Below are 25,005 nucleotides of genomic sequence, written 5' to 3'. Positions count from 1 at the left end.
CCACACGATCCGACGAAGAAGAAGGCCCCGAGGATGACCCTCACCCCGGTCGAGACCGATCAGCCCACCGAGCGCCGGGACCCGGCCGCCGACAAGCGCCGCCGCCGCGCGGAGCGCTACGCCGAAGCGGCGTCGGCGGGGTGGAAGGTGTGGCTGGTCAAGATCGCCGCGCTGGCGATCATCGACGCCGCCGCCGTCTACGCCACGATGGTGCTCGCCGCATCCGATCAGTGGGTCATCGCGGGCATCGTGGCGGTCGTGACGGTCGCCGTCAACGTCGTCTATCTCACGCCGGGACTGCTTCCCGCCAAGTACCTCACGCCCGGACTCATCTTCCTGCTCGTGTTCCAGATCTTCGTGATCGGGTACACGGTGTACATCGCCTTCACCAACTACGGGTCCGGCCACAACTCCAGCAAGGACGACGCGGTGAACGCGCTCCTGCTGCAGTCGCAGTCGCGGCTGGAGGACTCCGCGACGTACCCCATCACGGTGGTCGAGCAGAACGGCGTGTTCTCGCTGCTGGTGACCGACCCCGAGACCGGCGACGCCGAGGTGGGCAACAGCGACGCCCCCCTCGAGCCGGTCGACGCCGAGTTCAGCGGCGGCAAGGCCGTCGAAGCCCAGGGGTACACCACCCTCCAGTTCGCCGAGGTGATCGCCAACCAGAAGGAGATCGGCGCCATCGCGGTGCCGGTGTCCGAAGACCCCAACGACGGCTACCTCCGCACGACCGACGGCTCGAGCGCGTACCTGTTCACGTCGAGCCTGCAGTGGGACCCCGACGCCGACACGATGACCGACACGCGCACGGGCACGGTGTACCACGACGTCGGCACGGGTGCCTTCACCGCCGATGACGGCACCGAGCTCCTTCCCGGGTGGGTCGTGACCGTCGGTGTGGACAACTTCGTCCGCGCCTTCACGGAGGAATCCATCCGCGGCCCATTCATCGCCGTGGCCATCTGGACCTTCGTGTTCGCCTTCCTCTCGGTGGCGACGACGTTCGTGCTGGGGCTGTTCCTGGCGATCGTCTTCAACGATCCGCGGATGAAGAGTCGCAAGTACTACCGCGTCATCATGATCCTGCCGTACGCGTTCCCGGCGTTCCTGTCGGCGCTGGTGTGGGCGGGACTGTTCAACCAGGACTTCGGCTTCATCAACCAGGTGATCTTCGGCGGTGCCTCCATCCCGTGGCTGCAGGATCCGTTGCTGGCCAAGATCGCGATCCTGATCGTGAACCTGTGGCTGGGCTTCCCCTACATGTTCCTGGTGACCACCGGCGCGCTGCAGTCCATTCCCGACGACGTCACCGAGGCCGGCAAGGTCGACGGGGCGAGCGTGTGGCAGATCTTCCGGTACATCAAATTCCCGCTGCTGCTGGTATCGGTCGCCCCGCTGCTGATCTCGTCCTTCGCGTTCAACTTCAACAACTTCAACCTGATCTACATGCTCACCGGCGGCGGCCCCCGATTCGCCGACGCCTCGATCAACGCCGGCGCCACCGACATCCTGATCTCGATGGTCTACAAGGTCGCCTTCGTGGGGCAGCTGCGCGACTTCGGGCTCGCCAGCGCGTTCTCGATCATCATCTTCGTCCTGGTGGGGGTCATCTCCTACATCTCGTTCCGCCAGACCAAGGCCCTCGAGGAGCTGAACTGACATGGCGCTGAATTCGACCCCGTTGACCGGGGGCACCGGGCCGGAGGTCGCCCGCGCTCTGGGCGAAGACGCCGCGGCGGGGCGCGCCGACGACTCCGGCCGGCGAGGCGCGCGCGCGCCGCGACGTCCCTTCGGCGTGTGGTTCCGGCAGACCGGATGGCGTCACCTCATCGGCATCGTGATGCTGGTGTTCTGCTCCTTCCCCCTCCTGTACGTCCTGTCCGCGGCGCTGAACCCGGGTGGGACCCTGCTGACGGCGAACGGGCTGTTCCGCACGTTCAGTGTGGAGAGCTTCACGCGGCTGTTCGAGAACCCGACCCAGCCGTTCGCGGCCTGGTTCGTGAACTCGATGGTGATCGGGCTCGCCACCGCGATCGGCACCGTGTTCCTCGGCGCGCTGGCGGCGTATTCGTTCTCGCGGATGCGGTTCGCCGGGCGTCGCATCGGATTGCTCAGCCTGCTGCTGGTGCAGATGTTCCCGCAGCTGCTGGCCTTCGTCGCGATCTTCCTGCTCATGTCGACGATCGCCGACATCTTCCCCGCGATCGGTCTGAACACGCAGATCGGCCTCATCATGGTCTACCTCGGTGGGGCGCTCGGGGTGAACACGTACCTCATGTACGGGTTCTTCAACACCGTGCCGATGTCCATCGACGAGGCCGCGAAGATCGACGGCGCGGGGCACGCCCGCATCTTCTTCACGATCATCCTGCGCCTGGTGGCGCCGATCCTCGCCGTCGTCGGGCTGCTGTCATTCATCGCCACCCTCAACGACTTCGTGATCGCCTCCGTCGTGCTCGTCGACACCGACAAGCAGACCCTGGCGGTCGGGCTGTACCGGATGGTGTCGGAAGAGACGGCGGCGAACTGGAGCCTCTTCGCCGCCGGCGCGGTCTTGGCGGCGATCCTGCCCATGGCGCTGTTCCTGGCGTTGCAGCGGTACATCGTCGGAGGGCTCACGGCCGGCAGCGTCAAGTAGCCCGCCCGGCTCGCACGCATCGGCGGCGACGAGCCGGCGGGCCCGGCGTCGGATCCGACTTCGTAGACTGGTCGCCGAGGTGATGCCATGCGTCCTCTGACCGAGGAAGAAGTGCGCGAGTCGTTCGTCAACGCCGCCGGCGAGGACCGACGGATCGTCGCGATGCCCGATGATTTCCTGCTGACCGATTGGGACCACTTGGACTTCCTCGCGTGGCGGGACCCCCGCACGCGCGGCCGGGGATACCTCGTGACCGAGCGCGACGGCCGGCCGCTGGGAGTCGTCCTGCGTGCGGCGGAGGGCACCTCCCATGCGCGCTCGGCCCTGTGCAACCTGTGCCACACGATGCAGCCCGGTGACCAGGTCGCCCTCTTCACCGCGCGCAAGGCCGGTCACGCCGGCGAGGCGGGCGACAGCGTCGGCACGTACATGTGCGCCGACCTGTCGTGCCACGAGACGGTGCGACTGGCGATGCCGCTCGCGCCGAACGAGGTGCGCGCCAGCGTGGACCTGAAGATCGACGGCACGCGCCGGCGCACCGAGGCGTTCGTGGAGCGCGTGCTCGAAAGCGCGCACGCATGAGCGGCCGGGTGGTCGTGGTCGGTGATGCCCTCATCGACGAGCTGCGCGACGACACCGGCGTTCGGGAGTTCGTCGGCGGTGCCGCGCTCAACGTGGCCGTGGGGCTGTCACGCCTGGGCGTTCCCACGACGCTCGTCGCGATGGTCGGCGAGGACGAACCCGGCGGCCGGATCCGCACGTACCTCGAGGATTACGGCGTCGAGCTGCTGGCGACGCCGTCGCCGTTCGGGACGTCGCGCGCCGTGAGCACGCGGTCGCCCTCGGGTGAGCCGGAATACGTCTTCAACGAAGCCGCGCAGAAGCGCCGCATCCGCTTCGGCGACGCCGAGCGCGCCGCCTTCGCGGATGCGGCGATGGTCGTCGTCAGCTGCTTCCCCTTCGACGACCGGGCGCAGACCGACGAGTTCGCCGATGCGCTGGATTCGGCATCCGCGGCCCTCGCGGTCGACCCGAACCCGCGCGAGGGCATGCTGCACGACCGGGAGGAGTTCGTGCGCGGATTCGAGCGGGTCAGCACCGGCGCCGTGCTGGTGAAGATCGGCGAGGACGACGCGACGCTGCTGTACGGGGAATCGCTGGATCTCCTGCGTCCCCGCATCGCCGACCTCGGGGTGGGCGCCGTGCTGGCCACGTACGGCGCCGGCGGTGCCGCGATCGACGCCGGGGCCGACACGGTGTCGCGTCCGATCTCCGCCATGCCGGGGCGCATCGTCGACACGATGGGCGCCGGCGACGCCGTGCTGGCCGCCACCGTCGCGCTGCTGCAGGACGGCATGCCCGCCGACGCGGACGAGTGGGGTGCCGTGCTCGAGCGGGCCATGGATGTCGCAGCGGCCACGTGCCGGTTCGAGGGCGCGCTGCTGCGCGTTCCCCGCGCGCTCGAGGGCCGCGACATGGACCGCATCGGCACCTGACGCCCGTCCGCCGCCGCCGCCTGCGGCGCCTGCGGTCGCCGAAATCAGGAGAAACGCCCGAATCAGGATGCTTTGCGCTGCATCCGTCCTGATTCGGGCGATTCGCCTGATTTCGGCTGGCGGACCTGCTGATTCGGTGCGCCGGTCGCGGGGAGGTAATATGGGGGATCGCGCCTCCGGTCGACTGCACAAGCCGGGCGGGTGCGCACCTGGCGAGTTACCCAAGCGGCCAAAGGGATCTGACTGTAAATCAGACTGCTCAGCATTCGGGGGTTCGAATCCCTCACTCGCCACCAAAGGAAAGCCCCTCAGGGGGCTTTTTCCGTATCCCCGTCGGCGGATGCGTCGAAGGCCTGCTGCAGCGCGTCCCGGACCGCGCGGATGCCAGGACGCCCCCGGGATCCGCGGCGCACGGCGGTGAAGACGTCGCGTCGGGGCGTGCCGGGAAGGTCGACCAGGCGCACCGGGGGAGTGGCGCCGGTGAAGACGAGGTCGGGGATCATCCCCACGGCCGCGCCCGCCGCGACCAGGCGGGCGTGCGCGGTGAGGTCGGCGAGCTCGAACCGCACGTCGGGCTCGAAGCCGGCGGCCCGGCACTGCTGCGTCGACCACTGCCGGGCCGCCGTGCCACGCGGCTCCATCACCCACGCGCGATCGGCGAGCGCGGCCAGATCGGTCGTCGGCTCGTCCGGTGAGACGGCGAGGCGGATCGCGTCGCGCCCCAGCAGCGTGTGCTCGATGCCGGCGCGGTGCTCGCGGGTGTGGCCGGGGTACTGCTCGGCCACGACGAGATCGAAGCCCCGGGCCGACAGCTCGAACAGGCCCTCCTCGGGCGCGAGCTCCATGACCTCGACGCGCAGCTCGGGTTCGCTCTCGGCGAGGGAGCGCACGGCCGCCGGGATGAGACCGTGCACGGCGGACTGCATCGCCGCCACGCGGACGGGCGCGTGCGAGGGCTGCAGGCGCTCGAGCTCTGCCCGTGCCTGCTCGTCCGCGTCCAGCATGATGGCGGCGTGCGCGGCCAGCGCTTCACCCTGGGCCGTGAGCCGTACGCGGCGCCCGTCGGGCTCGAGGAGCGGCACGCCCGCGTCGCGCTCCAGCTGCGCGAGCTGCTGCGAGATCGTCGACGGGCTGTACGCGAGGGCCTCGGCCACAGCGGCGAGCGTGCCCCGCACCGACAGCTCGTACAGCAGGCGTAGTCGCCGTAGGTCGAACATTCCGAGCACCCATCAGTTGAGCCGAATGGTACTGATCGTAATCCATCGCTTTTCTCGAAGGGTCTGGGCGGTGAGACTGGGCTCATCCCCAGGAGGCACGCCATGACGCTCACCGATTCCCCGCCCCACGCCGTCGCGCCGGCCGATCTCGCCGACGAGGCCATCGCCCTCGTGCGCGAATGGCTGGAGGCGGCGCGGGATCAGCCCGCCGACGTCTCCGCCCAGCGCCTGGCCGGGGTGCTGCGCGACCCGCGCGGGCTGGACTTCACCGTCGGCTTCGTCGACGGCGTCGTCCGTCCGGAGGATCTGCGCGTGGCCGCCCGGAACCTCGCCGCGCTGAAACCCCTCGTCCCCGCCTTCCTGCCGTGGTACCTCAGGGCCGCGATCCGTGCGGGGGCGCTCGCCGCGCCGGTGCTGCCGGCGGTGGTCGTGCCCATCGCCCGCCGTGCGCTGCGCGCGATGGTCCGTCACCTCATCGTGGATGCCACCGACCGCCGCCTGGGACGCTCGATCGCGCGGATCCGCGGTGGAGCGGACAGCGGCATCCGGTTGAACGTGAACCTCCTCGGGGAGGCCATCCTGGGCAAGCGCGAGGCCGCGCGCCGGCTGGAGGGCACGCGCCGCCTGCTCGCCCGGGACGACGTGGACTACGTCTCGATCAAGGTGTCGTCCACGGTGGCGCCGCACACGCCGTGGGCCTTCGAGGATGCCGTGACCGACGCCGTCGACGCCCTGCGGCCGCTGTACCGGCTCGCCGCCGCGGGTGGCAAGTTCGTCAACCTCGACATGGAGGAGTACAAAGACCTCGACCTCACCCTCGAGGTGTTCATGCGCACCCTCGGCGAACCGGAGTTCCAGAGCCTGGAGGCGGGCATCGTCCTGCAGGCCTACCTGCCCGACGCCCTGGGCGCGATGATGCGGCTCCAGGAGTGGGCGGCGGCGCGCATCGCCGCCGGCGGCGCACCCATCAAGGTGCGCGTGGTCAAGGGCGCGAACCTCCCCATGGAGCGCGTGGACGCCGACGTGCATGACTGGCCACTGGCCACCTGGCCCACCAAGCAGGCGACGGATGCGTCGTACAAAGCGGTGCTCGACTACGCACTGCGCCCCGAGCACACCGCGCACGTGCGCATCGGGGTGGCCGGGCACAACCTCTTCGACATCGCCCTGGCGTGGCTGCTCGCCGAACGGCGCGGCGTGACCGGCGGCATCGACGTCGAGATGCTGCTGGGGATGGCCACGGCGCAGGCCGCCGTCGTGCGGCGCACGGTCGGCTCGATCCTGCTGTACACGCCGGTCGTGCACCCCCAGGAGTTCGACGTCGCGATCGCCTACCTCATCCGCCGCCTGGAAGAGGGGGCGTCGGGGGAGAACTTCATGTCGGCGGTGTTCGACCTCGACAGCGACGCGGGCCTGTTCGCCCGCGAACGCGACCGTTTCCTCGCCGCCCTCGAGGATCTGCCCGCCGGTGTTCCCGCCCCGCGCCGGGTCCAGGACCGCCGCACTCCGGCCGAGCCGGCGCCGCGTGACGGATTCCGCAACGCGCCCGGCTCCGATCCGTCGATCGCCGCGAACCGGGAGTGGGCCGCCGGCATCGTCGGCCGGATGGCCGCCTCCCGCCTGGGTGAGGAGACCGCTGCCGGCCACGTCATCACCGAGGCGGGCGCGCTGGATGAGCTCCTCACCGCCGCATCCGTCGCATCCGCCGCGTGGCGCGCCCTGGGGGCCGAAGGCCGCGCCGAGATCCTGCACCGCGCCGGCGACGTGCTCGAGGCCCGTCGAGCGGACCTCATCGAGGTCATGGGCTCCGAATGCGGCAAGGTCGTCGAGCAGAGCGACCCGGAGGTGTCGGAGGCGATCGACTTCGCGCACTACTACGCCGAGCAGGGTCGCGGCTTGAGCGGGGTCGACGGCGCCCAATTCGCCCCCGTGGCGCTGACGGTCGTCACCCCGCCGTGGAACTTCCCCGTGGCGATCCCCGCCGGCTCCACCTTGGCCGCCCTCGCCGCCGGAAGCGCCGTGGTCATCAAGCCCGCGCGCCAGTCGCGCCGGGCCGGGGCGGTCATGGTGGAGGCGCTGTGGGAGGCCGGCGTCCCCCGCGACGTGTTGCGGTACGTGCAGCTGGAAGACCGCGATCTCGGGCGGCGGCTCATCGCGCACCCGGCGGTGGAGCGCGTCGTGCTCACCGGCGCGTACGAGACGGCGGAGCTGTTCCGCTCCTTCCGGCCGGATCTGCCCCTCCTGGCCGAGACCAGCGGCAAGAACGCCATCATCGTCACCCCCAGCGCCGATCTGGACGTCGCTGCCCGCGACGTGGCCTTCTCGGCGTTCGGCCATGCCGGCCAGAAGTGCTCGGCCGCCTCCCTCGTGATCCTGGTGGGATCGGTCGCGACTTCCGACCGGTTCCGGCAGCAGCTCGTGGATGCCGTCACGTCGATGGAGGTGGGGATGCCGTGGCAGCCCGCCAGCCGCATCGGACCGCTCATCGGCCCGGCCGAGGGAAAGCTCCTGCGCGCGCTCACGACGCTCGAGCCCGGTCAGCGGTGGCTCGTGCAGCCGCGACGTCTGGACGACGAGGGAGCGCTGTGGACCCCGGGCATCCGCGTGGGAGTGCAGCCGGGGAGCGAGTTCCATCTCACCGAGTACTTCGGGCCGGTGCTGGGAGTCATGTCCGCCGCGACGCTGGAGGAAGCCGTCGCGCTCGTCAACGCCATCGAGTACGGGCTGACCTCGGGGCTGCACTCGCTGGACGAGGCGGAGATCGCCACGTGGCTGCGCACGGTGGAGGCGGGCAACGCGTACGTCAATCGAGGCACGACAGGGGCCATCGTGCAGCGGCAGCCCTTCGGCGGCTGGAAGAAGTCGGCGGTGGGGGCCGGAACCAAGGCCGGCGGTCCGAGCTACCTCTTCGGTTTCGGAACGTGGACGGATACGGCGCCGTCGGCCGTCGGCCGCCTCGACGCCCTCGCCACCACGGCGCTCGCCGCGGTGCCCGAGGACGATCGGGCATGGCTGGCCGCTGCCCTGACGACTGACGAACGGGCGTGGCGCGAGGAGTTCGGCCTCGCCCGCGACGTCTCCGGGCTCGAGACGGAGCAGAACGTCCTCCGCTACGCGCCCGTTGCCGTGACCGTCCGGATCGAGGACGCGCCCTGGCGGTCGCTCGTGCGTGTGGTGGCCGCCGGCGCGCGCGCCGGCGCGGACCTCACCGTCAGCACCGCGAGCGACCCCGCGCCGGCGGTGCGCGCCTGGCTGGAAGGGCTGGGGGTCACGGCGCACACGGAGGGACCCGCCGCCTGGACGCGGCGGATGGCGGACGTGGCGCGCGGAGGCGGCCGCATCCGGCTGCTGGGCGGATCGGTGGGCGATGTCGCCGCGGCGACGGAGGGATCACCGGCGGTCGCCGTCTACGCCGGCCCGGCCGTCAGCGCGGGCAGGGTGGAGATGCTCCCGTTCCTGCGCGAGCAGGCCGTGTCGATCACGGCCCACCGGTTCGGGACGCCGCGTCGGTACGCCGTGCCTGCTGCAGTGGTCGACGGCGTCATGCCCCCGGGGCGAGAACACTAGCGGATCTTCCCCAGCCGGGCCGACGCAGCCGGGCGGCGGAGCGTGCGCATGCCAGGATGGAGCGAACCTGCCACGAGAGGATTCTCATGACCGAAGCCCTGCAGCATCCGCCTCAGCCCGCCCCGCCCGCCCGCGACCGCAGCCGCGGTCTGCTGAGGATGGCGATCTGGGTCGCCATCGGTGCACTCATCGCCGCAGCGATCGTGTGCGTGGTCTGGGTGCTCATCGGGCCCGAGAACGACATCATCGGCCGGGCGTTCCTGACGATCCTGCTGCTGGCGGCGTTCGCCGGAGTGGCGATCCTCGATGTGCATCTCTCGGAGCGCCGGCCCGCGTGGTTCGCGCTCACGAGCATGATCACGTGGGTCGTGACGCTTCTGGTGGGGGCGTTCCTCATCTGGATGCCGACAGAGGAATACGGCTTCGAGGGCTTCACCCGCTTCGTGTCCTTCCTCGCCGTGATCCTCGTGCTCCAGCTGGCGCTGCTGCACGTGCGCCTCTACATCAAGTCCCTCGCGCGCCACATCACGCCGTTCACCCAGACGATCGCGGGCGTCACCGTCGCTCTCGTCGCCAGCCTCGCCGTCATGCTCGTGCTGCCGCTCACGTTCCACGAGTTCATCGACTTCCGTGACCTGTACTGGCGCATCGTCGTGGCCATCACGATCCTCGCGGCCGTCGGCACGGCGCTGATCCCGCTCATGAACGCCCTGTTCGCGCCCAAGCGCCCGCGGCCCGAGCCCGCGCCGTACGCCGCGCTGCCCGCGCAGGGCGGCGCCGCGTACGCGCCCGAGCAGCCGGCGCTCCTGCCGTGGCCCACCTTCGCCGACGGCGTGACGCCGCTGCCGGTGATGCCCGACGGGTCGCCCGACTGGAACGCGTACTACACCGGTTACCCGACGTACCCGCAGCAGCACGGTCTCGCTTCGGGCAGCGCTCCGCAGGCGCACCCGCCGGTCGAGCAGCAGCAGGCGTATCCGGCCGCCGAGCCGCAGGCGTACCCGCCGGAGCAGCAGCCGCAGGCGTACCCGCCCGCCGAGCAGCAGCCGCAGGCGTACCCGCCGGCCGAGCAGCAGCAGCAGCCCGGCTATCCCGGTGCTCCGCAGCCGGGCTACGAGGGCTTCCCGCCTCCGCCGCCGGCACCGCGCTGATCCGCCGCGCCCGGGCTGGTCGTCGCGGTGGATCCGCGCACGACCAGCTCGGGAAGCAGGCTGATGTGCGACACCGGTCGACGCGGGTTGGCCCGGAGCGCCCGCAGCGCCTCCACGGCCGCCGCACCGCTCTCGGGAAACGGCTGACGCACCGTCGTCACGGAGAACACCTCCGCGACCTCGACATCGTCGTAGCCGGCCACGCGGACGTCGTCGGGCACTCGGACGCCGCCCTCGCGCAGCCCTGACACCACACCCGCGGCGATGATGTCGTGGAGGGCGAAGACGCCGTCGGGCCGCTTTTCCGCCGCGAGCAGTTCGGCCGCCGCGGCCCGCCCGCCCTCGAAGCTGTCGTCGCACACGACGAAGGCGAGCTTGCGGTCGAAGCCCGCTTCGCGCAGTCGCTGCGCGAAGCCCTGGAGGCGGAGCTCGCCGTTGGTGACGTATTCGCTCGAGCGCGGTACGGGGCTCACCCACGCGATCTCGCGCACACCCTCTTCGAGCAGGTGATCGGCCACGAGTGCTCCGCCCCGCCTGTCGTCGACGGTGACGCTGGTGTACTCCTGCGAGGGCCGATCCAGCAGGACGATCGGTACCCCGCTGTCCTCCAGCTCCGCCGCCAGGCGCGTCGTCGGCTCGGCGCCCATGATGATGAGACCGTCCACGGGCCCGCGGCCCACGACGCGGTCGATCGTCGGCTGATCCGTCGCGGGGAAGTCGATCACGGTCACATCGGCGTCGGGTTCCGCTTCCGCGAGCACCCCCAGGAGCCGTTGCAGATACGTGGAATGCGTCGAGAACGGCGCGACGACGGCGATGCGACGCAGGGTCCGCACGGCTCTGCCCCGGCCCCGGGGGACGAATCCGAGTTCTTCCGCCGTCTCCAGGATCCGCCGGCGAGTGGTGGGGGCGACCCGATCCGGACGGTTGAGCGCGTGCGAGACCGTGGCGATGCTGACGCCGGATCGGGCGGCGACCTCGTAGATCGTCACGTTCGCGGATGCGCGTCGTTCGTCGGGCGGTTCGATGTCAGACGGCATGACTCATCGCGACCTTTCGATCCGCACGGACCTCATCGTAACGGCGACGCGTCGGCGGTGTGAGAGGGGTCCTCGCGGTCCGTCGCGGTGGCACTGTCGAACTCGGCCAGTTCCCCGCGCAGCTCCTCGATCGCCGCTTCCTGCCAGTCGCGCGACGACGCGACGGCCGCCGTGAGGCCGGGCGTGCCGTGCAACTGGCCCGCGCCTCGGCGGAGTCGTCCCGCCACGCCGGCATGGGTGATCCGGTGCACGAAGGCTTCGGCCGCATCCCGCAGTGCGTCGAACTGTGCCGTCATGACGAGGGTGCGGGGAAGCCCGGACAGGTCGGCGACCCGGGACGGGTTGAGGTAGGGGCCGGGGTCTTCGACACCGCGGTACGCCGCGACGACCGCCAGAGCGCCCTGGAGTTCGGCCGGTGTGGCGAACGCCCGCATGGAGGGCCAGTCCACCGACAGGTCCAGTGCGGGAACCTCGAGAAGCATGTGCGCGAGTGACGGGCCGGCCGGGTCCGCGCGCCGCGCGTCGCGCAGCCGTAACGCCGTGACGGCCGCGATGTGGCCGCCCGCGGAGCCGCCGCCGATCCCCAGCCGCCAGGGGTCGACGTCCCAGCGGTCTGCGGCCGTGTACAGCGCCTGCAGGACCGACAGGGCGTCTTCGACGGCGGCGGGATACGGGTGCTCGGGAGCCAGCCGGTAGTCCAGCGCGATGATCTGCAACCCCGCCGCGGCGGACCGCTCCGACAGCACCGCGTCGTTGAGGAGCTCGCGAGCGCTGCCCGAGACGAAGCCGCCGCCGTGCAGGAACAGCTGGGTGGGCAAGGGCCCGCCGACTCCGCGAGGTCGGATGCGGCGGGCGGAAAGCGGTGCGTGCCCGTCGACGCCGGGGAACTCGATGTCGGTGAGCTCGGCACGCGGATCCACCGGTGCGACGAACTCGGCCGCCAGCGCATCGGAGAGCCGCCGATCGCGTTCGCGCCGGGCGGGGAAATCCCCCGGCCGTGGCAGGGGGAACTCCGCCTGCAGATCGTCGATGCGGGCCAGCCAGTCTCGAATGCCGGGCTCCAGGCCGGTGTAGTCGATCATGGGGCGTCCTCCTCGGATGCGGTCTCGGAGCTCGCTGGTCGGGTGCCGGCGGGCGATGCGGCGATCATTCGGCCACCGGCAGAGTCAGCTGGGAGGGGCTCGCCCCGCCCAGGACGATCGTCTGCGTGCTGGGGATCAGCCGGCCGAAGTCGTGCAGTGGATCGGCGGTGCCGGGGTTGCGCAGGTGGAGCGGGTGCGCGCCGGAGGACACCTGGAGTCGCAGCCGATGCCCGGCCGCCACGCGGTACGCCGCGGGGGAGAGCGTGAGACGCACGCTCCGTCGGTCCGAGACGGTGCCGACAGCGTCCATGCGCCGGTACCCGTCGGTGATCGTGCGCGAGCGTCCGCGCACGTCGACATCGCACAGGCGGACGAAGAAATCGACGCGGGGGTTCGTCGAGGTGAAGGTGAGGTCGACGGTCGCCTCGCCCATGATGACGGTGTCGTGGGGGAGCGGGGTGCCGGTGAAGACGAGGACGTCCGTCCGCCTCTCGCGCTCCCGCTGGTCGCGCGGCCCGGACGTGAAGGGGTTGAGGGAGCGTCCGCCGCCCTGGGGTGTGGGATCTGCCGGATCGTACGCGTACGCGATCGTGTGCTCACTGCTGCCGGCATGCGTGCCCGTGACGGGGTCGAGGTGACCCTCCGGCGCGAGCAGCCACCGGGAGTCGGTGCTCGGAGGGGGCCAGGCCGCAAGGTCGCGCCATCCGCCCGCGCCGCCCACCTGCACGCGCACCGGCGATGGGGGCGGCACCGTCGCGGCATCGCTCAGGCGGCGCAGCGCCTCCCCGACGGCGACGGCCCCCGCTTCGGCCCCGTCATGGGTCCAGTCGCCGACGATCAGGCGGACGGGGCGGCCGGCGGCGTGCAACTCCCGGTAATCGTCCACTCCACCGGTGAGGAAAAGATCGTGCCACCCGGCGATCACCGTCACCGGCGGCACAGTCCGCGGGTCGCCGGCGAACCGCATCGGCTCCCACCACGCGTCGTCGCCGCTGTGCGCGAGCCAATCGCGGAAGAAGGCCGCCTCCCGGCCGGTCGTGACGCGTACTGCGGTCTCCGGAGGCACGGCGAGGCTGCCCCGGGCGACGCGGTGCCGGGCGTGCAGGAGCTTCCACAGCTGCACGATGATTGCTCGCTCCTGCATGTCGAGGGCGTACGCCCAGGTCACGGCGGTCTCCATGCTGAAACCGCCGCCGGCATAGATCATGGCGCGGTCGATGCTGCGGGCCGACAGCCCCGCGACGAGGGCGTCGGGGCGGTCGGGGCCGTCGCACAGTGCCCACTGGGTCGTTCCGACGTAGCTGAAACCCCACGAGATGACAGGGCCGGCCGACCACGGCAGGGTGCGGAGCCACCGCATCGTCGCCTGGCCGTCTGACACGTCGTCGCGCAATGGGGAGAACTGCCCGCCCGACCCGAAAGTCCCGCGGACGCTCTGGATGACGACGTGGTGCCCGCGCTCGGCGAAGAACGTCGCGACCGCCGCCATGCCGCGCCGGCCGTAGGGTGTGCGGATCAGGATCGTCGCCCCGCCGGCGTTGTGAGCGAACCAGTGGTCGGTGAGCAGCGCGACGCCGTCGGAGGCGAGGACGCGGATGTCCCGCTGCACCTTGACGCCCGGGTGGCTCGGCGCGGGCATGCCGGCCGTGGCCCCGAGCCGCCGGTGCTCCGCGCGTGCCCGCCGGCGCAGGCGCGGAGCATCCACCGCGCGCGGGAACGCGGCCGACGGTGACGCTGGGCTCATTCCAGCACCCCGCCCAGCCACGCGAGGGTCTCGTCGTGCATGCGGCGGAACACCTCCGGTGTCGCGACGGTGTGCGTCATCGGATACCGGTGCCGAGTTACGGCGACCCCCGCGAGCTCGAGCCGATCGGCGTAGGCCAGCGCGTCCGCGCTCAACGGGTCGTCGTCGCCGGTGATGACGAGGGTCGGGCTGGAGCCGCGGAGGTCTTCTCGGCGAGCGGGTGAGACGCGCGGATCCTCCGGGTCTGCGCCGGCCGTGTACAGCGCGATGATCCGCCGGGCGTCCGCGACGCTCGCCTCGTCGGCCCGGAAGCGACCCGACTCGATGCTCAGATCCACCGACGGGGACTGCAGGACGACGGCGACCGGACGTGGCAGCTCCCCGTCGAGGGCGCGGTGCGCTGCGGCGGAAACGAGGTTTCCGCCCGAGCTGATCCCGAAGAGCACGAGACGGTCCGCATCCGCTCCCCACTCGTCGGCGTGATCGGCGATCCACGAGATCGCCGCGGCGACGTCGTCGGCGGGGATGGGGTACGGATGCTCCGGAGCCAGGCGGTGGTCGATTCCGACGACGACGGCCGGAAGGCGTGCGGCGAGTTCCCGGCACAGGGTGTCGTTCAGGTGCCAGCCGGCGGCGCCACCGCCCATCCAGTAGGCCCCGCCGTGCACGAAGGCGATCACGGGCAGCTTCTCCTCGGCGGCCGGACGGTGGACCCGGAGCCCCACGGCGCCCCCGGGCACCGGCGCACCGGCCCACGTCGTCTGGACCGGCTGCTCGCCCGCCGCGGGGAAAGCGGCGCCCGAGGCCTCCGCCAGGATCGTGTCGTAGAACGCGCCCGCGGCCAGGGCGGCGGCGTCGTGGCGTGCGCGTCGCAGCGCCACCTCGGCTTCCCATGCCGGCCGGGAGGATGGATCGGCCGGCGGCGGCTCGGGCAGCGGGCCTCCGCCCGGTGCGAGCCGGGGGAGTCCTCGGGCGATGATCTCCGCGATCAGGGCCGCGTGGTCGGGCTCGCTGTCACTCAGCGGGCGTGGCAACGGCATGAACTCTCCAGTCCGGGCATACGGGTGGACGACGATCCGTCCCGATCAGCGCACACTCTTGATGGGCAGCACCGAGAGCCCCCCGAGCACGGCGAAGACGACCGCGGCGACGTACAGCGCCGTGTAGTTCTCACCGCCGCCGATCGCCAGCAGCGGCACGGCGACGACAGGGACGAGCAGCTGCGGCAGCTGGTAGGACAGCGCGACGATCCCGAGGTCTTTCCCGGCCTCCTCGAACGTCGGCAGCACCTCGGTCATCAGCGCGATGTCGACGGAGACGTACGCGCCCTGCGCCGCCCCGACGATGAGGATGCCGACCAGGAACATGTCGGGGGCGGCGATCGCCACGAGCAGGCCGGCCGCCGACAGTGCGCACGATGCCCACACGATCCCCTTGCGTCGGCCGGTGCGGTCCGAGATCCACCCGAACAGGATCGTCATGACGATGTTGCCGACGGTGAAGACGATCAGCGTGATCGCCTGAACTCCGGATGCCTCCTCGGCCGGTACTCCGAGGTGATCGATGATGAAGAACAGGAGGTAGGTCGACACCGACACGATCGACATCGTCACGAGAAGCCGGCACGACCATGCCCAGAAGAAGTCGCGGTAGCGGATGGGGTCGAGCCAGTACGTCGCCACGACGTCCGACCACTTCCAGGGGGCGGGGCGCTCCGTGCGGACGATGTCGCGCAGCCCGAAGAACAGCAGCGCGCTGAAGAGCGCTCCGAGCGCACCGGGAACGAGGAACCACGACCACTGCGCCCCGTTGGGCAGCGCGGCGATGAGCGATGCGCCCACGATGAGCGCCAGACCCGCGGAGGCGCTGGCGACGGCGGCGACCCTCGCCCGGATGCGCTTGGGGATCTGATCGGCCAGCAGCGCGTGGACGGCGGCGTTGGATGCGCCGAACCCGCACTGCACGATGATCCATCCGAGGACGACCATCCACACCGAGCCGGAGAAGGCCAGGACGACCACGCCCACGGTTCCCGCGATCGCGCCGCCGAGGATCCAAGGCCGCCGTTTGCCCAGCGACGACATCGTGCGATCGCTGAACCGCCCGAACAGCGGAGTGATCACCATGACGACGATTCCGCCGATCGCCGCCGTGATCGAGAGGTTCAGCCCCTTGGTGTCGTCGTCCAGGAAGGCGAAGACCTTGGGGATGGCCGCCCCGCCGATCGTCCCGGTCGCCAGGCTCAGCCCGAACCAGGCGAGTACGAAGAAGAACAGGAAGCTGCGGCGCTGCGGGGACCCGGGCACCTCGTCACTGCCCGCATCCGCCACCGGTTCCGCAAGGATCGCTTCCGAGGCGGGAGTCGCGCCCGCGCGGGCATTCCCCTCCCGGGGCAGGCTCGGTGACATTCGTCGGCTCCTCATCGACATGCTCGTCGGTGAGCGCCGTGCCGAGGGAGTGCGCGTCCTGACTCATGGCGGCGCGGCTCCGTCGCAGCGGTGCGACAAGCGAAAGTAAAGCTCTCACACTTTACAGAAAGAACCGTCCCTCGGAAGGGTGGATCTCGGCGGTGCACGGAGCGACGGGGAACGCGCCAGTAGCGTGGAGGTATGACCTCCGCCGACGACCTGCTCGACATCGCCACCGAGATCGCGCGGGAGGCCGGCGCCCTGGCGCACCGGCGCCGCGCCGAGGGCGTCACGATCGCCGCCACCAAGTCGGCGCTCGCTGACATCGTCACCGAGGCCGATCGCGAGGTGGAGGACCTGATCCGCCAGCGCCTGAGCGTCGCGCGGCCGGCCGACGGGTTTCTGGGCGAAGAGTCGGGTGGCCGGCCGAGCGGCGCGGAGGTCACGTGGGTCGTCGATCCCATCGACGGCACCGTCAACTACGCCTACGGGCAGCCCGCCTATGCCGTCAGCATCGCGGCGGTCGCCGGTGAGCCGGACCCGGAGAGCTGGACCGCGCTGGCGGGCGTCGTGTACTGCCCACCCACCGGGGAGCTCTTCCGCGCCGCCCAGGGTGGCGGCGCATGGCTCGGCGACCACCGGCTGCGGGTCAACGACGATGCCGGCCCCGCCGGCGCCCTGATCGGTACCGGATTCGGCTACGACCCGGCCACGCACGAGGGCACTCTGGACCAGATCCGCCGGGTGATGCCCCTCGCACGCGATCTGCGACGCGGGGGCGCGGCGTCCCTGGACCTGGCGAGCGTCGCCGCGGGGCGACTGGACGCGTACTACGAGCGTGGACTGCAGCCCTGGGACCACGCGGCCGGCGCGCTCCTGGTCCACGAGGCCGGCGGCGTGGTGTCGGGCTCGCCCGGCGGCCGTCCGGGCCGGCGCATGACGATCGCCGCCGCACCCGGTCTCTTCGAGCGGCTGTCTGCGCTGCTGGACGACTGACACGCCCACACCGCCTGTCGGCTCGTGCGGCTTCCCGGTCCCAAAGGCCCGGATGAGCGATCCACGCTTGCCTCACCAGGTGTCACGGCGTAGACCCGGGGCATGACCCAGCCCGTCGAAGGACCGAGCTCGGCCCCGCCCGTCGAGCTCTCCCGCCGACGCGTCTTCGTCATCTTCGGCGCACTCCTTGCCGCGATGTTCCTCTCCTCCCTGGACCAGTCGGTCGTGGGCACGGCGCTTCCCACCATCGTGGGCGACCTCGGCGCCGCGCAGAACGAGGGCTGGATCATCACGGCCTACCTCCTGGCCATCGCGATCGTCATGCCGATCTACGGCAAGCTGGGCGACCTCGTCGGTCGGCGCATCCCGTTCCTCGTGGCGATCGCGCTGTTCGTAGTCGGATCGACCGGCTCCGCGCTCGCCGGGTCGTTCGTCGACCTGATCCTCTGGCGCTCGGTGCAGGGCCTGGGCGCCGGCGGGCTGGTGATCCTCGCGCAGGCCGTCATCGCCGACATCGTCTCCGCCCGCGAACGCGGCAAGTACATGGGGCCCATGGGTGCGGTGTTCGGCGTGGCGACGGTGACCGGCCCGCTCCTGGGCGGATGGTTCACGCAGGGGCCCGGCTGGCGGTGGTGTTTCTGGACCAACGTGCCGATCGGGCTGATCGCTCTGGGCGTCGCATGGTTCGCCCTGAAGCTGCCCTCGCACCGCCCCGCGCACCGTTTCGACCTCGGCGGGGCGCTGCTGCTGGCGACGGCCACAGCCGGCGTGGTCTTCCTCACGAGCTGGACCTCCCTCACCGGCGCCGCCGGCTACGACTGGGGCGATCCGGGGCTGCTGGCGCTGACGGCGGGGACCCTGCTCGCCGTGGCGGGCTTCCTCGTCGTGGAGTCGCGGGTCAGCGACCCGATCGTGCCGCTGCGTCTGTTCCACAGCAGCACCTTCGCCGTCGCGGCGATCATCGCCCTCTCGATCGGCATGGCGATGTTCGCGGCGCTGTCGTTCCTGCCCACCTTCCTGCAGATGGCGCAGGGCGTGGGGGCCACCGAATCCGGTCTGCTGATGCTGCCCATGACGATCGGCATCCTCATCACCTCCCTCGCGTCGGGCCTGCTCATCACCCGCACCGGCCACTACAAGCTCTATCCGATCGTCGGGATGGGGGTCGCGACGGCGGCGCTGGCCTGGCTCACCCTCATCTCGGCGGGCATGTCGATGGTGCTGTTCGGGGCGATGATCTTCGTGCTCGGACTCGGGCTGGGAGCGGTCCTGCAGACGATCGTCATCGCGGCGCAGAACTCCGTTCCGGCCACCCAGGTGGGCGTGGCGACCTCGACCAACAACTTCCTGCGAGAGATCGGCGCCGCCGTGGGCACGAGCGCGTTCTCCACCGCCTTCACCACGCGTCTGTCGACGACACTCGCCGAAGACATGCGGCAGTTGCCGGCATCCGACGTGCCTGCCGCATTCGGCGCCCGCTCCCTGACCCCCGCCGACGTCGCGTCCCTGCCTGCGAGCGTGCGCGAGGCGGTCGTGGAGGCCTACACCACCTCCCTCGCGCCGTCCTTCTGGTACCTCGTCCCGGTGGCGGCGGTCGGCTTCATCGCGGCATTCTTCATGCGTGAGATTCGCCTGTCCGACCGTGCCGGACTGAGCGCGCGCGCGTCATCCTGAAGCGAGCGCATGCTCCGGTAGCCGCGGGATGTACCGCTCGATTCACGTCCACATGGCATTCCCAGACCGCGCGATGTAGTGTTTACCCGATCGTTACCTTCGTCGCCCGAATGGCGGGGGTGGCCCAACCCGAATCGATGTACATCGTCGCGCCCTCGTGACACGACCCGGAAGCCTCCTCGTCTTGACCGACCCTCGCCCGGCTGAGCCCGCCCTTCCCCGGCGGTCCGGCCACACGTCCCACGCGCGTGCGGACGAAAGCCTCGCCCTCACCAGAGCCGAGTTGCGGCGACAGGCTCAAGCCCTCCCGGCCGCGCCCACCCCTCCGCCGCTCACGCGTCGTGAAGCCCGTGGCCGACTCGGCGCCGCGAGCGTCGCGCCCGAGGTCGCCGTCGAGAACCTGCCCGACCTCGCGCCCGAAGCGCTCGAGCTCCCCGCCGTTCCGGCCGACGTTCCGGTGGTCGTCGAGACGGCTGCGGCCGCCATCGACGCCTCGCCCGCCGCTCTCCCCACCTCGCCGATCGATCTCCCGCAGGTGCGCGCCGGGCGTGCTGCGGAGGCAGAGGACACCGCCTTCGGCCGAGTGCGCACCGGATGGCCCGAGGCCGACGCGCATCCCCTGGCCGACGAGGCCGCGCCCCTGTTGGACGAGACGGAACTCGATGCGTTCGAGGCCGCCGCCCGGCTGTTCGCCTTCACCGGTGAGACGCCCGTGCAGGTCGCCGCCGCGGCGCGCGACGAGGGCGACCTGACGCCTGCTCCGGCGCCGGAGCCCGCGCGACGCGGTGCCGGCTTCCGGCGGATGGCCGCTGCATCCTTCTCCGTCGGCGTCATCGGCGTCGTCGGACTGCTCACCGTCGGCATGACCACGCCGGTCGAGGCCGTCGCCGCTGCGCAGGGTGGCACGGCAGCCCTCAGCGTCATGGCGCCGGGCGACGCGGAAACCGACGAGGAGGCCATCCAGGCCTACGTCGCGCCGGCCGACGTGCACACTCAGGGCCTCGTGCGCAACGAGAGCTACCGCACCGCGACGATCGCCGAGATCGCCGCCGAGTCGGGCATCTCCAACTTCTCCAGCTTCTTCGTCAACAACCCGAGCTCGGCCATCCAGTGGCCGTTCGCGGTCGGGGTGCCGATGACCTACGGCTACGGGATGCGCTCGGGCCGCCTGCACGAGGGCCTCGACTTCGTGCCCGGCGCCGGTGCGCCCATCCAGGCGATCGCCGACGGCACGGTGCGCATCGCGACCGAATCGGGCGGGGCCTTCGGTGTCACCGTCGTGATCGATCACGTCATCGACGGCGAGATGATCTCCAGCCGCTACGCGCACATGCAGTACGGCTCGCTCCAGGTCACACCGGGCCAGCAGGTCAGCGTGGGGACCTTCCTCGGCCGCACCGGAGACACCGGGCGCTCCTTCGGCGCGCACACGCACTTCGAACTCCTCGCCGGCGGTACGACGGCGATCGATCCACTCCCGTGGCTCCGGGAGCACGCCGGCGGCTGACCTGCGTGAGGCGAGGCCCAGGGCTCTGGTATTCTCGTTGAGTTGCCCGGATCACTCCGGGTACGCCCCGATAGCTCAGTGGTAGAGCACTTCCATGGTAAGGAAGGGGTCGTCAGTTCAATCCTGACTCGGGGCTCGAAGCATCCAACGGATGCGTCGCGGCAGGGTAGCTCAGTTGGTGAGAGCGCACGACTCATAATCGTGAGGTCGCGGGTTCAAGCCCCGCTCCTGCTACCGCCAGAACCCCCGGGGGAATCCCCGGGGGTTCTTTGCTTCCGGCGGCTGCCGGGTCCGGCGGGAAGGCTACCTCAGGACGAGCACCACCCCGTAGCCCTTTCCGGGTGCGACCGCGTCGTCACCGGCATAGGTCGCGGTGATCACGTGAGCCCCCCGGGGCAGCTTGCCGGCGTCCACCGTCACTCTGCCGTCCACCGCCGTTCCGGTGAAGGTCCTGCCGGCAAGCGTGACGGTGACGTCGCCGCTCGCCCGCGAGGGCAGGATGTGCACGGTGACGGTCACGTTCTTCGACGTGCTCGTGACCAACAGCGGCTTCGTCGTCACGAGAACCGAAACCTTGTACTTCACGGTCACCGAGGCACTTGTCGCCTCGGTGGAACCGCCGGCGGACGTGGCGGTCACCCGCACGCTCAGCGACGTGCCCTGGTCGGCGGGGGTCGCACGGTACTGCGCCGAGGTGGCACCGGGGATCGGCTGCCCGTCCCGCAGCCACTGATATGCGAAGGTCGGCTCGCCGCCCGTCCACTCGCCGGCGCTCGCGGAGAGGGTCGACCCCACGACCGGGGTGCCGCTGATGAGCGGCGCCGCGGTGTTCACCGGCGACGCGTCGGTGACGCACGTGAAGCTGTCGGCGGAGTCCGGGTCTTCGCCGGTGTACTGCGGCCACGTCGGGTACTCGCACACGGGGCGCTCGCGTCCGGCGGTTGCGGCGACGGTGTCGATCGCCGTGAGGGTGCCCGGCTCGACACCTTCCTCCACCCACTTCATGAGCGCGGGCAGCGACTCGAAACCGGCGACGAACGGGCCGAAGCCGTGCGACATCCCGGGGATCGTGTAGAACTTCAGGAACTCGTCGACCTTCTCCTTCCCCATCGCCGCGACCTGCCGGTCGTAGAACTGGATGGTGTTGTACGGCGAGATGCCGTCATCGGCCAGCCCCGTGTACAGCAGGATCTTCACGCCTTTGTCGTGCGCGGGGGTGAAGTCCACGTTCGTGGTGTCCACGATGTCGCCCAGTTCGGAGACGCGCTCGGCGTGCGCCCGGAGGTCGAAGTCCAGATAGTCGAGGGTGGGGTCGCCGGTGACGAACCACTTCGCGTTCGTATCTCCGGTCTGGTAGTGCCACGCGTCCTGGGCGGGATCGGCGGGGTTGGACGGTGTCGGGGTGAGACCCAGGTTGTACTGTCCCCGGATGGTCGACCCGGCTATCGTGCCGCCCGCGAGCAGTCCGCCGTTGTAGATCGGGTTCGGTGCGGCGACGCTGTTTCCGGCGATGTCGATGCCGATGTCGTTGGGGGAGGCCAGCGTGTCGAGCGTCGCGATCTGCGCGTCGGAGAGGCACGTGTCGCCGGTGTCCGCTCCATCCGGGCAGCGCAGGGTCTGGACATCGAAAGCCTCGAGGCACCCCGATATGTCGGAGATGATGCCGTCGGCCAGGCCGTCGATGGGGTCACAGGTGGCGTACACCGAGTCGACGAGCAGGGTCTGCTTGGCGGGGTTCACCCAGCCGGCGCCCCCGTCGGCGTAGAGGGCGTTCTTGTACACGTCGCCCCAGCCGGCGTGCATCATCGTCACGTTGTACGCAGGCGTGCCGGCGACGACGCCGTCGTAGTCGTCCGAGTATCGTCCCGCCGCGTCGAGGGCCTCATGACCGCCCTGAGAGAACCCGGCGAAGTAGAACCATTCGGGTTCGGCGGAGTAGGCGGCCTTCATCAGTGACATCGCGACGTCATGGGTCTTCTTGATCGAGTGCTGCCCGTAGTTGAGCAGCGCCTCCGCATTGAGTGCGAAGCTGCCGCCTCCGCCCTGGTGACCTCCGTCGGATCCGAGTGTGACGAAGCCGTCCTGCAGCGGGGTCGGCTGCCCGGGAGGCTGATAGCGGTAGGGTCCGGTCGCGGCGACCAGGGTGCCGTTCAGGCCACCGCCGCCCATCTGCAGCGCTCTGCTGTTCCAGTTGTCGGGAAGATTCACCTGGAAGGTGATGTTCGGCGCAGTGGGGTCGACAGGGCGGATATCGCCCTTCACGCGGCACTGGCCGTTGGTCTCCGTCACCCACTCGGCTGTCGTGACTGCGGCTCCCGTCGTGGGCAGACCGATCTCCGCGGCGTCGATCTCCATTCCCACCAAAGCAGCGCAGCGTTCGGCATCGATCGGAGGGGCTGCCTCCTGAGCGGACGCGGCTGTGCTGGTCAGTAGCGCTGCCACCAAAGCGACGGTCACCGTCGCGACGGCATGCGTCATTCTGTGCATGATGCTCCTCGTCGAGTCTTCACACGTCCGGTCGGGGGCGCCGGACCTACGCGCAAAACTACCGATCGGGGCATGCGACAGGAAGGTCTGCGCCATGATCGTCGACAAAATGGTCCATCAACGAACCCCGCACCCCCCGCCTGCCGGCCCGGGCCCAGTCACTCTTCGGCGGGGCCCCGCCGGGACGGTGAGGGCGGAAAAGAGTGATTCCCGCCGACCTCGCCTACGCGGAGGTGGCGCTGAGGTCGTGGACGAGTTCGCGCTCCTGATCGTGGGACAGCGAGGTCTGCACGACGCTCCCGTGGTAGGGCGCCAGGGCGGCGGCGAACTTGTCCGCCGTCAGCTTGGTGGCGTAGAGGACGACGGCCGACTTCCCGGCGCTCACGGTGTCCTGCACACGCTGGCGGAACTCCGCATCCAGGCCGGACTTGTCCATCGCGGCGAAGAGGGCGCCCAGGAGGCCGCCGAACACGAGGCCGACGACGGGGACGAAGAAGAGGATGCCCACGAGCGTTCCGAACAGGGCTCCGCTGGCGGTGCCGAGACCGAACCTGGCCGCCGAGCCCGGATATTCGACGCGGGTCTTGCCGTCGCCGTCGACCTTGACCAGCGCGAGCCCGGCGAGCTCGACCACGAGGTCGTTCTGGAGTTCCTGGATCTTGTTGTAGGCGGCTTCCGCGTCCGGCTCGGTGTCGAACGCGATCACGATCAGGTCGGCCATGGGGTCCTCGCTTCGCTGGGGGTGGTGTCTGGCCGACGCTAGTTCCCGGCCGCGCAGGGCAGCAAGGACGGCCGGGCCTTTCGGCCCGTCGTCGCATGGCGAGGTGGCCGGCGCATCCGTGGGAGGCTGAGTGGATGGCGCAACCCTCGCGGGCACCGGCCCAGCGCAACGCATTCGTCCCGTCCTTGCTCGCGGCGGCCATCCTGTTCCTCGCGCCGCTGCTGTTCGGTGCCGGGTGGACGCTGTTCGTGCTCTTCGCCACCGCCATCCTCGCCCTGATCGTGGCGTGGTTCGCGGTGCAGGCGCGGCACTGGTGGTGGGTGCCGGTGTTCGTCGCGATCGCCGTCGTGTGGAATCCCGTCTATCCGCTCGCGCTGAGCGGACCGGTCTGGACTGCCGCCCAGCCGGTCGCAGCGGTCGTCTTCCTGATCGCGGGTGCACTCATCCGGACCCGCCGCTCGTAGAGCGCGATGGCGGCCGCGACGGAGACGTTGAGCGATTCCACCGCCGGGCTCACCGGGACGTGGAAACGAAGCGCCGCGCCCTCCTCCATGCGGGCGGACGCCCCGCGCCTCTCACTGCCCATCAGGAGGGCGAGGCGGCGATCGACGAGGCCTGCCTCGCTGAGGGGAGCGGGCGCGCGGGCGCTGAGGCTCGCGACGGGGATGTCGGCCCGGTCGAGGCACCGCTGAAGCTCGCCCGCGTCGGCCAGCACGACCGGCATCGCGAAGACCGTGCCGCGGCTCGAGCGCACCAGCCGCCGATCCACGACGGTGGGAACTCCGCTGTCCAGGAGTACCACTCCGGCGGCATCGAACGCGCGTGCCGAGCGGATCACTGCCCCGACGTTGCCCATCAGCCGGACTCCGTCGAGGACCACGATGTCGCCCGGCCGGGCGATCACATCGGCGAGGACGGCGGGGGGAGGCGTCCGCGCCAGCGCGAACAGCCGTGATCGCCTGTCCGTGCCGAACAGGGCCGCGACGACGTCGTCGGCGAGGAGATGGAACGGCGCATCCGTCAACCCCGCTGCGGCAAGGGGCGCGTGCCGTGACTGCTGATCGACGGTGCCGTAGACGCTGTCCAGGCGCACTCCGCTGCGCACGGCCTCGAGGATGTTCTCCTCGTCGTCGATGACGAATGTGCGCCGGCGGACGGCCGAGCTCCGGAGGATGTCGCGGACGCGGCGCACGGCGGGATGGCCGACGTCGCCGATGATCGTGCCGGCGGTCATCCCGTCGGCCCTTCCCACCTGCTCTGCCGTGCTTGCCATG

At 70.8% G+C, this 25,005-nt stretch carries 19 protein-coding genes and 3 tRNA genes; 13 read left to right on the top strand and 9 right to left on the bottom strand.

What is annotated here, in order from left to right:
- Positions 1-33: 33 nt before the first annotated feature.
- From E4K62_RS14610 to E4K62_RS14590, 5 genes are all read left to right on the top strand, one after another.
- Entirely contained in the window at positions 34-1,662 is a 1,629-nt protein-coding gene (locus E4K62_RS14610; protein WP_135068675.1) for an ABC transporter permease subunit, read from the top strand.
- Between the two features lies 1 nt (position 1,663).
- Positions 1,664-2,641 carry a sugar ABC transporter permease gene (locus E4K62_RS14605; protein WP_135068673.1) on the top strand — a complete coding sequence of 326 codons (978 nt, stop codon included), beginning with the start codon at positions 1,664-1,666 and terminating at the stop codon, positions 2,639-2,641.
- Positions 2,642-2,728: 87 nt separating this feature from the next.
- Entirely contained in the window at positions 2,729-3,223 is a 495-nt protein-coding gene (locus tag E4K62_RS14600; protein WP_135068671.1) for an FBP domain-containing protein, read from the top strand.
- Entirely contained in the window at positions 3,220-4,137 is a 918-nt protein-coding gene (locus E4K62_RS14595; RefSeq protein ID WP_135068669.1) for a PfkB family carbohydrate kinase, read from the top strand. The genes E4K62_RS14600 and E4K62_RS14595 overlap by 4 nt, the downstream gene beginning before the upstream one ends.
- Positions 4,138-4,348: 211 nt before the next feature.
- Positions 4,349-4,433, top strand: a tRNA-Tyr gene (locus E4K62_RS14590).
- Positions 4,434-4,445: 12 nt separating this feature from the next.
- On the opposite strand, the gene E4K62_RS14585 is transcribed toward E4K62_RS14590, so the two are convergent.
- Complete coding sequence (locus E4K62_RS14585) at positions 4,446-5,354, bottom strand: LysR substrate-binding domain-containing protein (RefSeq protein WP_135068667.1); 909 nt, start codon at positions 5,352-5,354, stop codon at positions 4,446-4,448.
- A 102-nt stretch (positions 5,355-5,456) separates the two neighbouring features.
- Here E4K62_RS14585 and E4K62_RS14580 point away from each other — a divergent pair, with 102 nt between their 5' ends.
- Positions 5,457-8,921, top strand: a complete 3,465-nt coding sequence (locus E4K62_RS14580; protein WP_135068665.1) for a bifunctional proline dehydrogenase/L-glutamate gamma-semialdehyde dehydrogenase — start codon at positions 5,457-5,459, stop codon at positions 8,919-8,921.
- Between the two features lie 86 nt (positions 8,922-9,007).
- Positions 9,008-10,072, top strand: a complete 1,065-nt coding sequence (locus tag E4K62_RS14575; protein WP_135068663.1) for a hypothetical protein — start codon at positions 9,008-9,010, stop codon at positions 10,070-10,072.
- On the opposite strand, the gene E4K62_RS14570 is transcribed toward E4K62_RS14575, so the two are convergent.
- From E4K62_RS14570 to E4K62_RS14550, 5 genes are all read right to left on the bottom strand, one after another.
- Positions 10,033-11,112, bottom strand: coding sequence for a LacI family DNA-binding transcriptional regulator (locus E4K62_RS14570; protein ID WP_135068661.1), 1,080 nt, complete (start codon positions 11,110-11,112; stop codon positions 10,033-10,035). The two genes, E4K62_RS14575 and E4K62_RS14570, sit on opposite strands and share 40 nt — an antisense overlap.
- Before the next feature lie 32 nt (positions 11,113-11,144).
- Complete coding sequence (locus E4K62_RS14565) at positions 11,145-12,194, bottom strand: alpha/beta hydrolase fold domain-containing protein (protein WP_135068659.1); 1,050 nt, start codon at positions 12,192-12,194, stop codon at positions 11,145-11,147.
- A 64-nt stretch (positions 12,195-12,258) separates the two neighbouring features.
- Positions 12,259-13,938 (bottom strand): CocE/NonD family hydrolase, encoded by a 1,680-nt coding sequence (locus E4K62_RS14560; RefSeq protein WP_135068657.1) that lies wholly within the window; start codon positions 13,936-13,938, stop codon positions 12,259-12,261.
- Positions 13,935-14,978, bottom strand: coding sequence for an alpha/beta hydrolase (locus E4K62_RS14555; RefSeq protein ID WP_135068655.1), 1,044 nt, complete (start codon positions 14,976-14,978; stop codon positions 13,935-13,937). Before E4K62_RS14555 ends, E4K62_RS14560 begins: the two co-directional genes overlap by 4 nt.
- Before the next feature lie 45 nt (positions 14,979-15,023).
- A complete protein-coding gene (locus tag E4K62_RS14550) occupies positions 15,024-16,346 on the bottom strand; it encodes an MFS transporter (RefSeq protein ID WP_167747802.1) in 1,323 nt (440 codons plus the stop codon).
- Positions 16,347-16,547: 201 nt separating this feature from the next.
- Here E4K62_RS14550 and E4K62_RS14545 point away from each other — a divergent pair, with 201 nt between their 5' ends.
- The 5 genes from E4K62_RS14545 (at position 16,548) to E4K62_RS14525 (ending at position 20,757) form a co-directional block, all read left to right on the top strand.
- Positions 16,548-17,342 carry an inositol monophosphatase family protein gene (locus E4K62_RS14545; protein WP_135068651.1) on the top strand — a complete coding sequence of 265 codons (795 nt, stop codon included), beginning with the start codon at positions 16,548-16,550 and terminating at the stop codon, positions 17,340-17,342.
- A gap of 102 nt (positions 17,343-17,444) precedes the next feature.
- On the top strand, positions 17,445-19,016 hold the full coding sequence (locus E4K62_RS14540) for an MDR family MFS transporter (RefSeq protein WP_135068649.1): 1,572 nt from the start codon (positions 17,445-17,447) through the stop codon (positions 19,014-19,016).
- A gap of 184 nt (positions 19,017-19,200) precedes the next feature.
- A complete protein-coding gene (locus E4K62_RS14535) occupies positions 19,201-20,523 on the top strand; it encodes a M23 family metallopeptidase (RefSeq protein ID WP_240742708.1) in 1,323 nt (440 codons plus the stop codon).
- Positions 20,524-20,587: 64 nt separating this feature from the next.
- Positions 20,588-20,659, top strand: a tRNA-Thr gene (locus E4K62_RS14530).
- Positions 20,660-20,683: 24 nt separating this feature from the next.
- Positions 20,684-20,757 (top strand) — tRNA-Met (locus E4K62_RS14525).
- A gap of 69 nt (positions 20,758-20,826) precedes the next feature.
- Here the strand turns inward: E4K62_RS14525 and E4K62_RS14520 are convergent.
- Positions 20,827-23,010, bottom strand: coding sequence for a tannase/feruloyl esterase family alpha/beta hydrolase (locus E4K62_RS14520; RefSeq protein ID WP_167747801.1), 2,184 nt, complete (start codon positions 23,008-23,010; stop codon positions 20,827-20,829).
- A 223-nt stretch (positions 23,011-23,233) separates the two neighbouring features.
- Positions 23,234-23,731: a DUF1269 domain-containing protein gene (locus E4K62_RS14515; protein WP_135068645.1), complete on the bottom strand. Its 498-nt coding sequence runs from the start codon at positions 23,729-23,731 to the stop codon at positions 23,234-23,236.
- 134 nt (positions 23,732-23,865) lie between these two features.
- On the opposite strand from E4K62_RS14515, the gene E4K62_RS14510 reads away from it, so the two are divergent.
- Positions 23,866-24,195, top strand: coding sequence for a DUF6804 family protein (locus E4K62_RS14510; protein WP_135068643.1), 330 nt, complete (start codon positions 23,866-23,868; stop codon positions 24,193-24,195).
- Here E4K62_RS14510 and E4K62_RS14505 read toward each other — a convergent pair.
- Positions 24,093-25,004: a TrmH family RNA methyltransferase gene (locus E4K62_RS14505; protein ID WP_135068641.1), complete on the bottom strand. Its 912-nt coding sequence runs from the start codon at positions 25,002-25,004 to the stop codon at positions 24,093-24,095. The genes E4K62_RS14510 and E4K62_RS14505 overlap by 103 nt on opposite strands.
- Position 25,005: the final 1 nt, after the last annotated feature.

The organism is Microbacterium wangchenii (assembly GCF_004564355.1).
GTDB classification, from domain to species: Bacteria; Actinomycetota; Actinomycetes; order Actinomycetales; family Microbacteriaceae; genus Microbacterium; species Microbacterium wangchenii.
The sequence above is the reverse complement of the archived record's forward strand: the minus strand, read 5'-3'. Positions and strand labels throughout refer to the sequence as shown.

Coding starts and splice junctions, on each gene's coding strand:
- E4K62_RS14545 (WP_135068651.1), top strand. CDS start 16,548: ATGACCTCCGCCGACGACCTGCTCGACATCGCCACCGAGATCGCGCGG.
- E4K62_RS14505 (WP_135068641.1), bottom strand. CDS start 25,004: ATGGCAAGCACGGCAGAGCAGGTGGGAAGGGCCGACGGGATGACCGCC.
- E4K62_RS14555 (WP_135068655.1), bottom strand. CDS start 14,978: ATGCCGTTGCCACGCCCGCTGAGTGACAGCGAGCCCGACCACGCGGCC.
- E4K62_RS14605 (WP_135068673.1), top strand. CDS start 1,664: ATGGCGCTGAATTCGACCCCGTTGACCGGGGGCACCGGGCCGGAGGTC.
- E4K62_RS14570 (WP_135068661.1), bottom strand. CDS start 11,112: ATGCCGTCTGACATCGAACCGCCCGACGAACGACGCGCATCCGCGAAC.
- E4K62_RS14585 (WP_135068667.1), bottom strand. CDS start 5,354: ATGTTCGACCTACGGCGACTACGCCTGCTGTACGAGCTGTCGGTGCGG.
- E4K62_RS14565 (WP_135068659.1), bottom strand. CDS start 12,194: ATGATCGACTACACCGGCCTGGAGCCCGGCATTCGAGACTGGCTGGCC.
- E4K62_RS14515 (WP_135068645.1), bottom strand. CDS start 23,731: ATGGCCGACCTGATCGTGATCGCGTTCGACACCGAGCCGGACGCGGAA.
- E4K62_RS14540 (WP_135068649.1), top strand. CDS start 17,445: ATGACCCAGCCCGTCGAAGGACCGAGCTCGGCCCCGCCCGTCGAGCTC.
- E4K62_RS14510 (WP_135068643.1), top strand. CDS start 23,866: ATGGCGCAACCCTCGCGGGCACCGGCCCAGCGCAACGCATTCGTCCCG.
- E4K62_RS14595 (WP_135068669.1), top strand. CDS start 3,220: ATGAGCGGCCGGGTGGTCGTGGTCGGTGATGCCCTCATCGACGAGCTG.
- E4K62_RS14580 (WP_135068665.1), top strand. CDS start 5,457: ATGACGCTCACCGATTCCCCGCCCCACGCCGTCGCGCCGGCCGATCTC.
- E4K62_RS14560 (WP_135068657.1), bottom strand. CDS start 13,938: ATGAGCCCAGCGTCACCGTCGGCCGCGTTCCCGCGCGCGGTGGATGCT.
- E4K62_RS14610 (WP_135068675.1), top strand. CDS start 34: ATGACCCTCACCCCGGTCGAGACCGATCAGCCCACCGAGCGCCGGGAC.
- E4K62_RS14520 (WP_167747801.1), bottom strand. CDS start 23,010: ATGCACAGAATGACGCATGCCGTCGCGACGGTGACCGTCGCTTTGGTG.
- E4K62_RS14600 (WP_135068671.1), top strand. CDS start 2,729: ATGCGTCCTCTGACCGAGGAAGAAGTGCGCGAGTCGTTCGTCAACGCC.
- E4K62_RS14550 (WP_167747802.1), bottom strand. CDS start 16,346: ATGTCACCGAGCCTGCCCCGGGAGGGGAATGCCCGCGCGGGCGCGACT.
- E4K62_RS14575 (WP_135068663.1), top strand. CDS start 9,008: ATGACCGAAGCCCTGCAGCATCCGCCTCAGCCCGCCCCGCCCGCCCGC.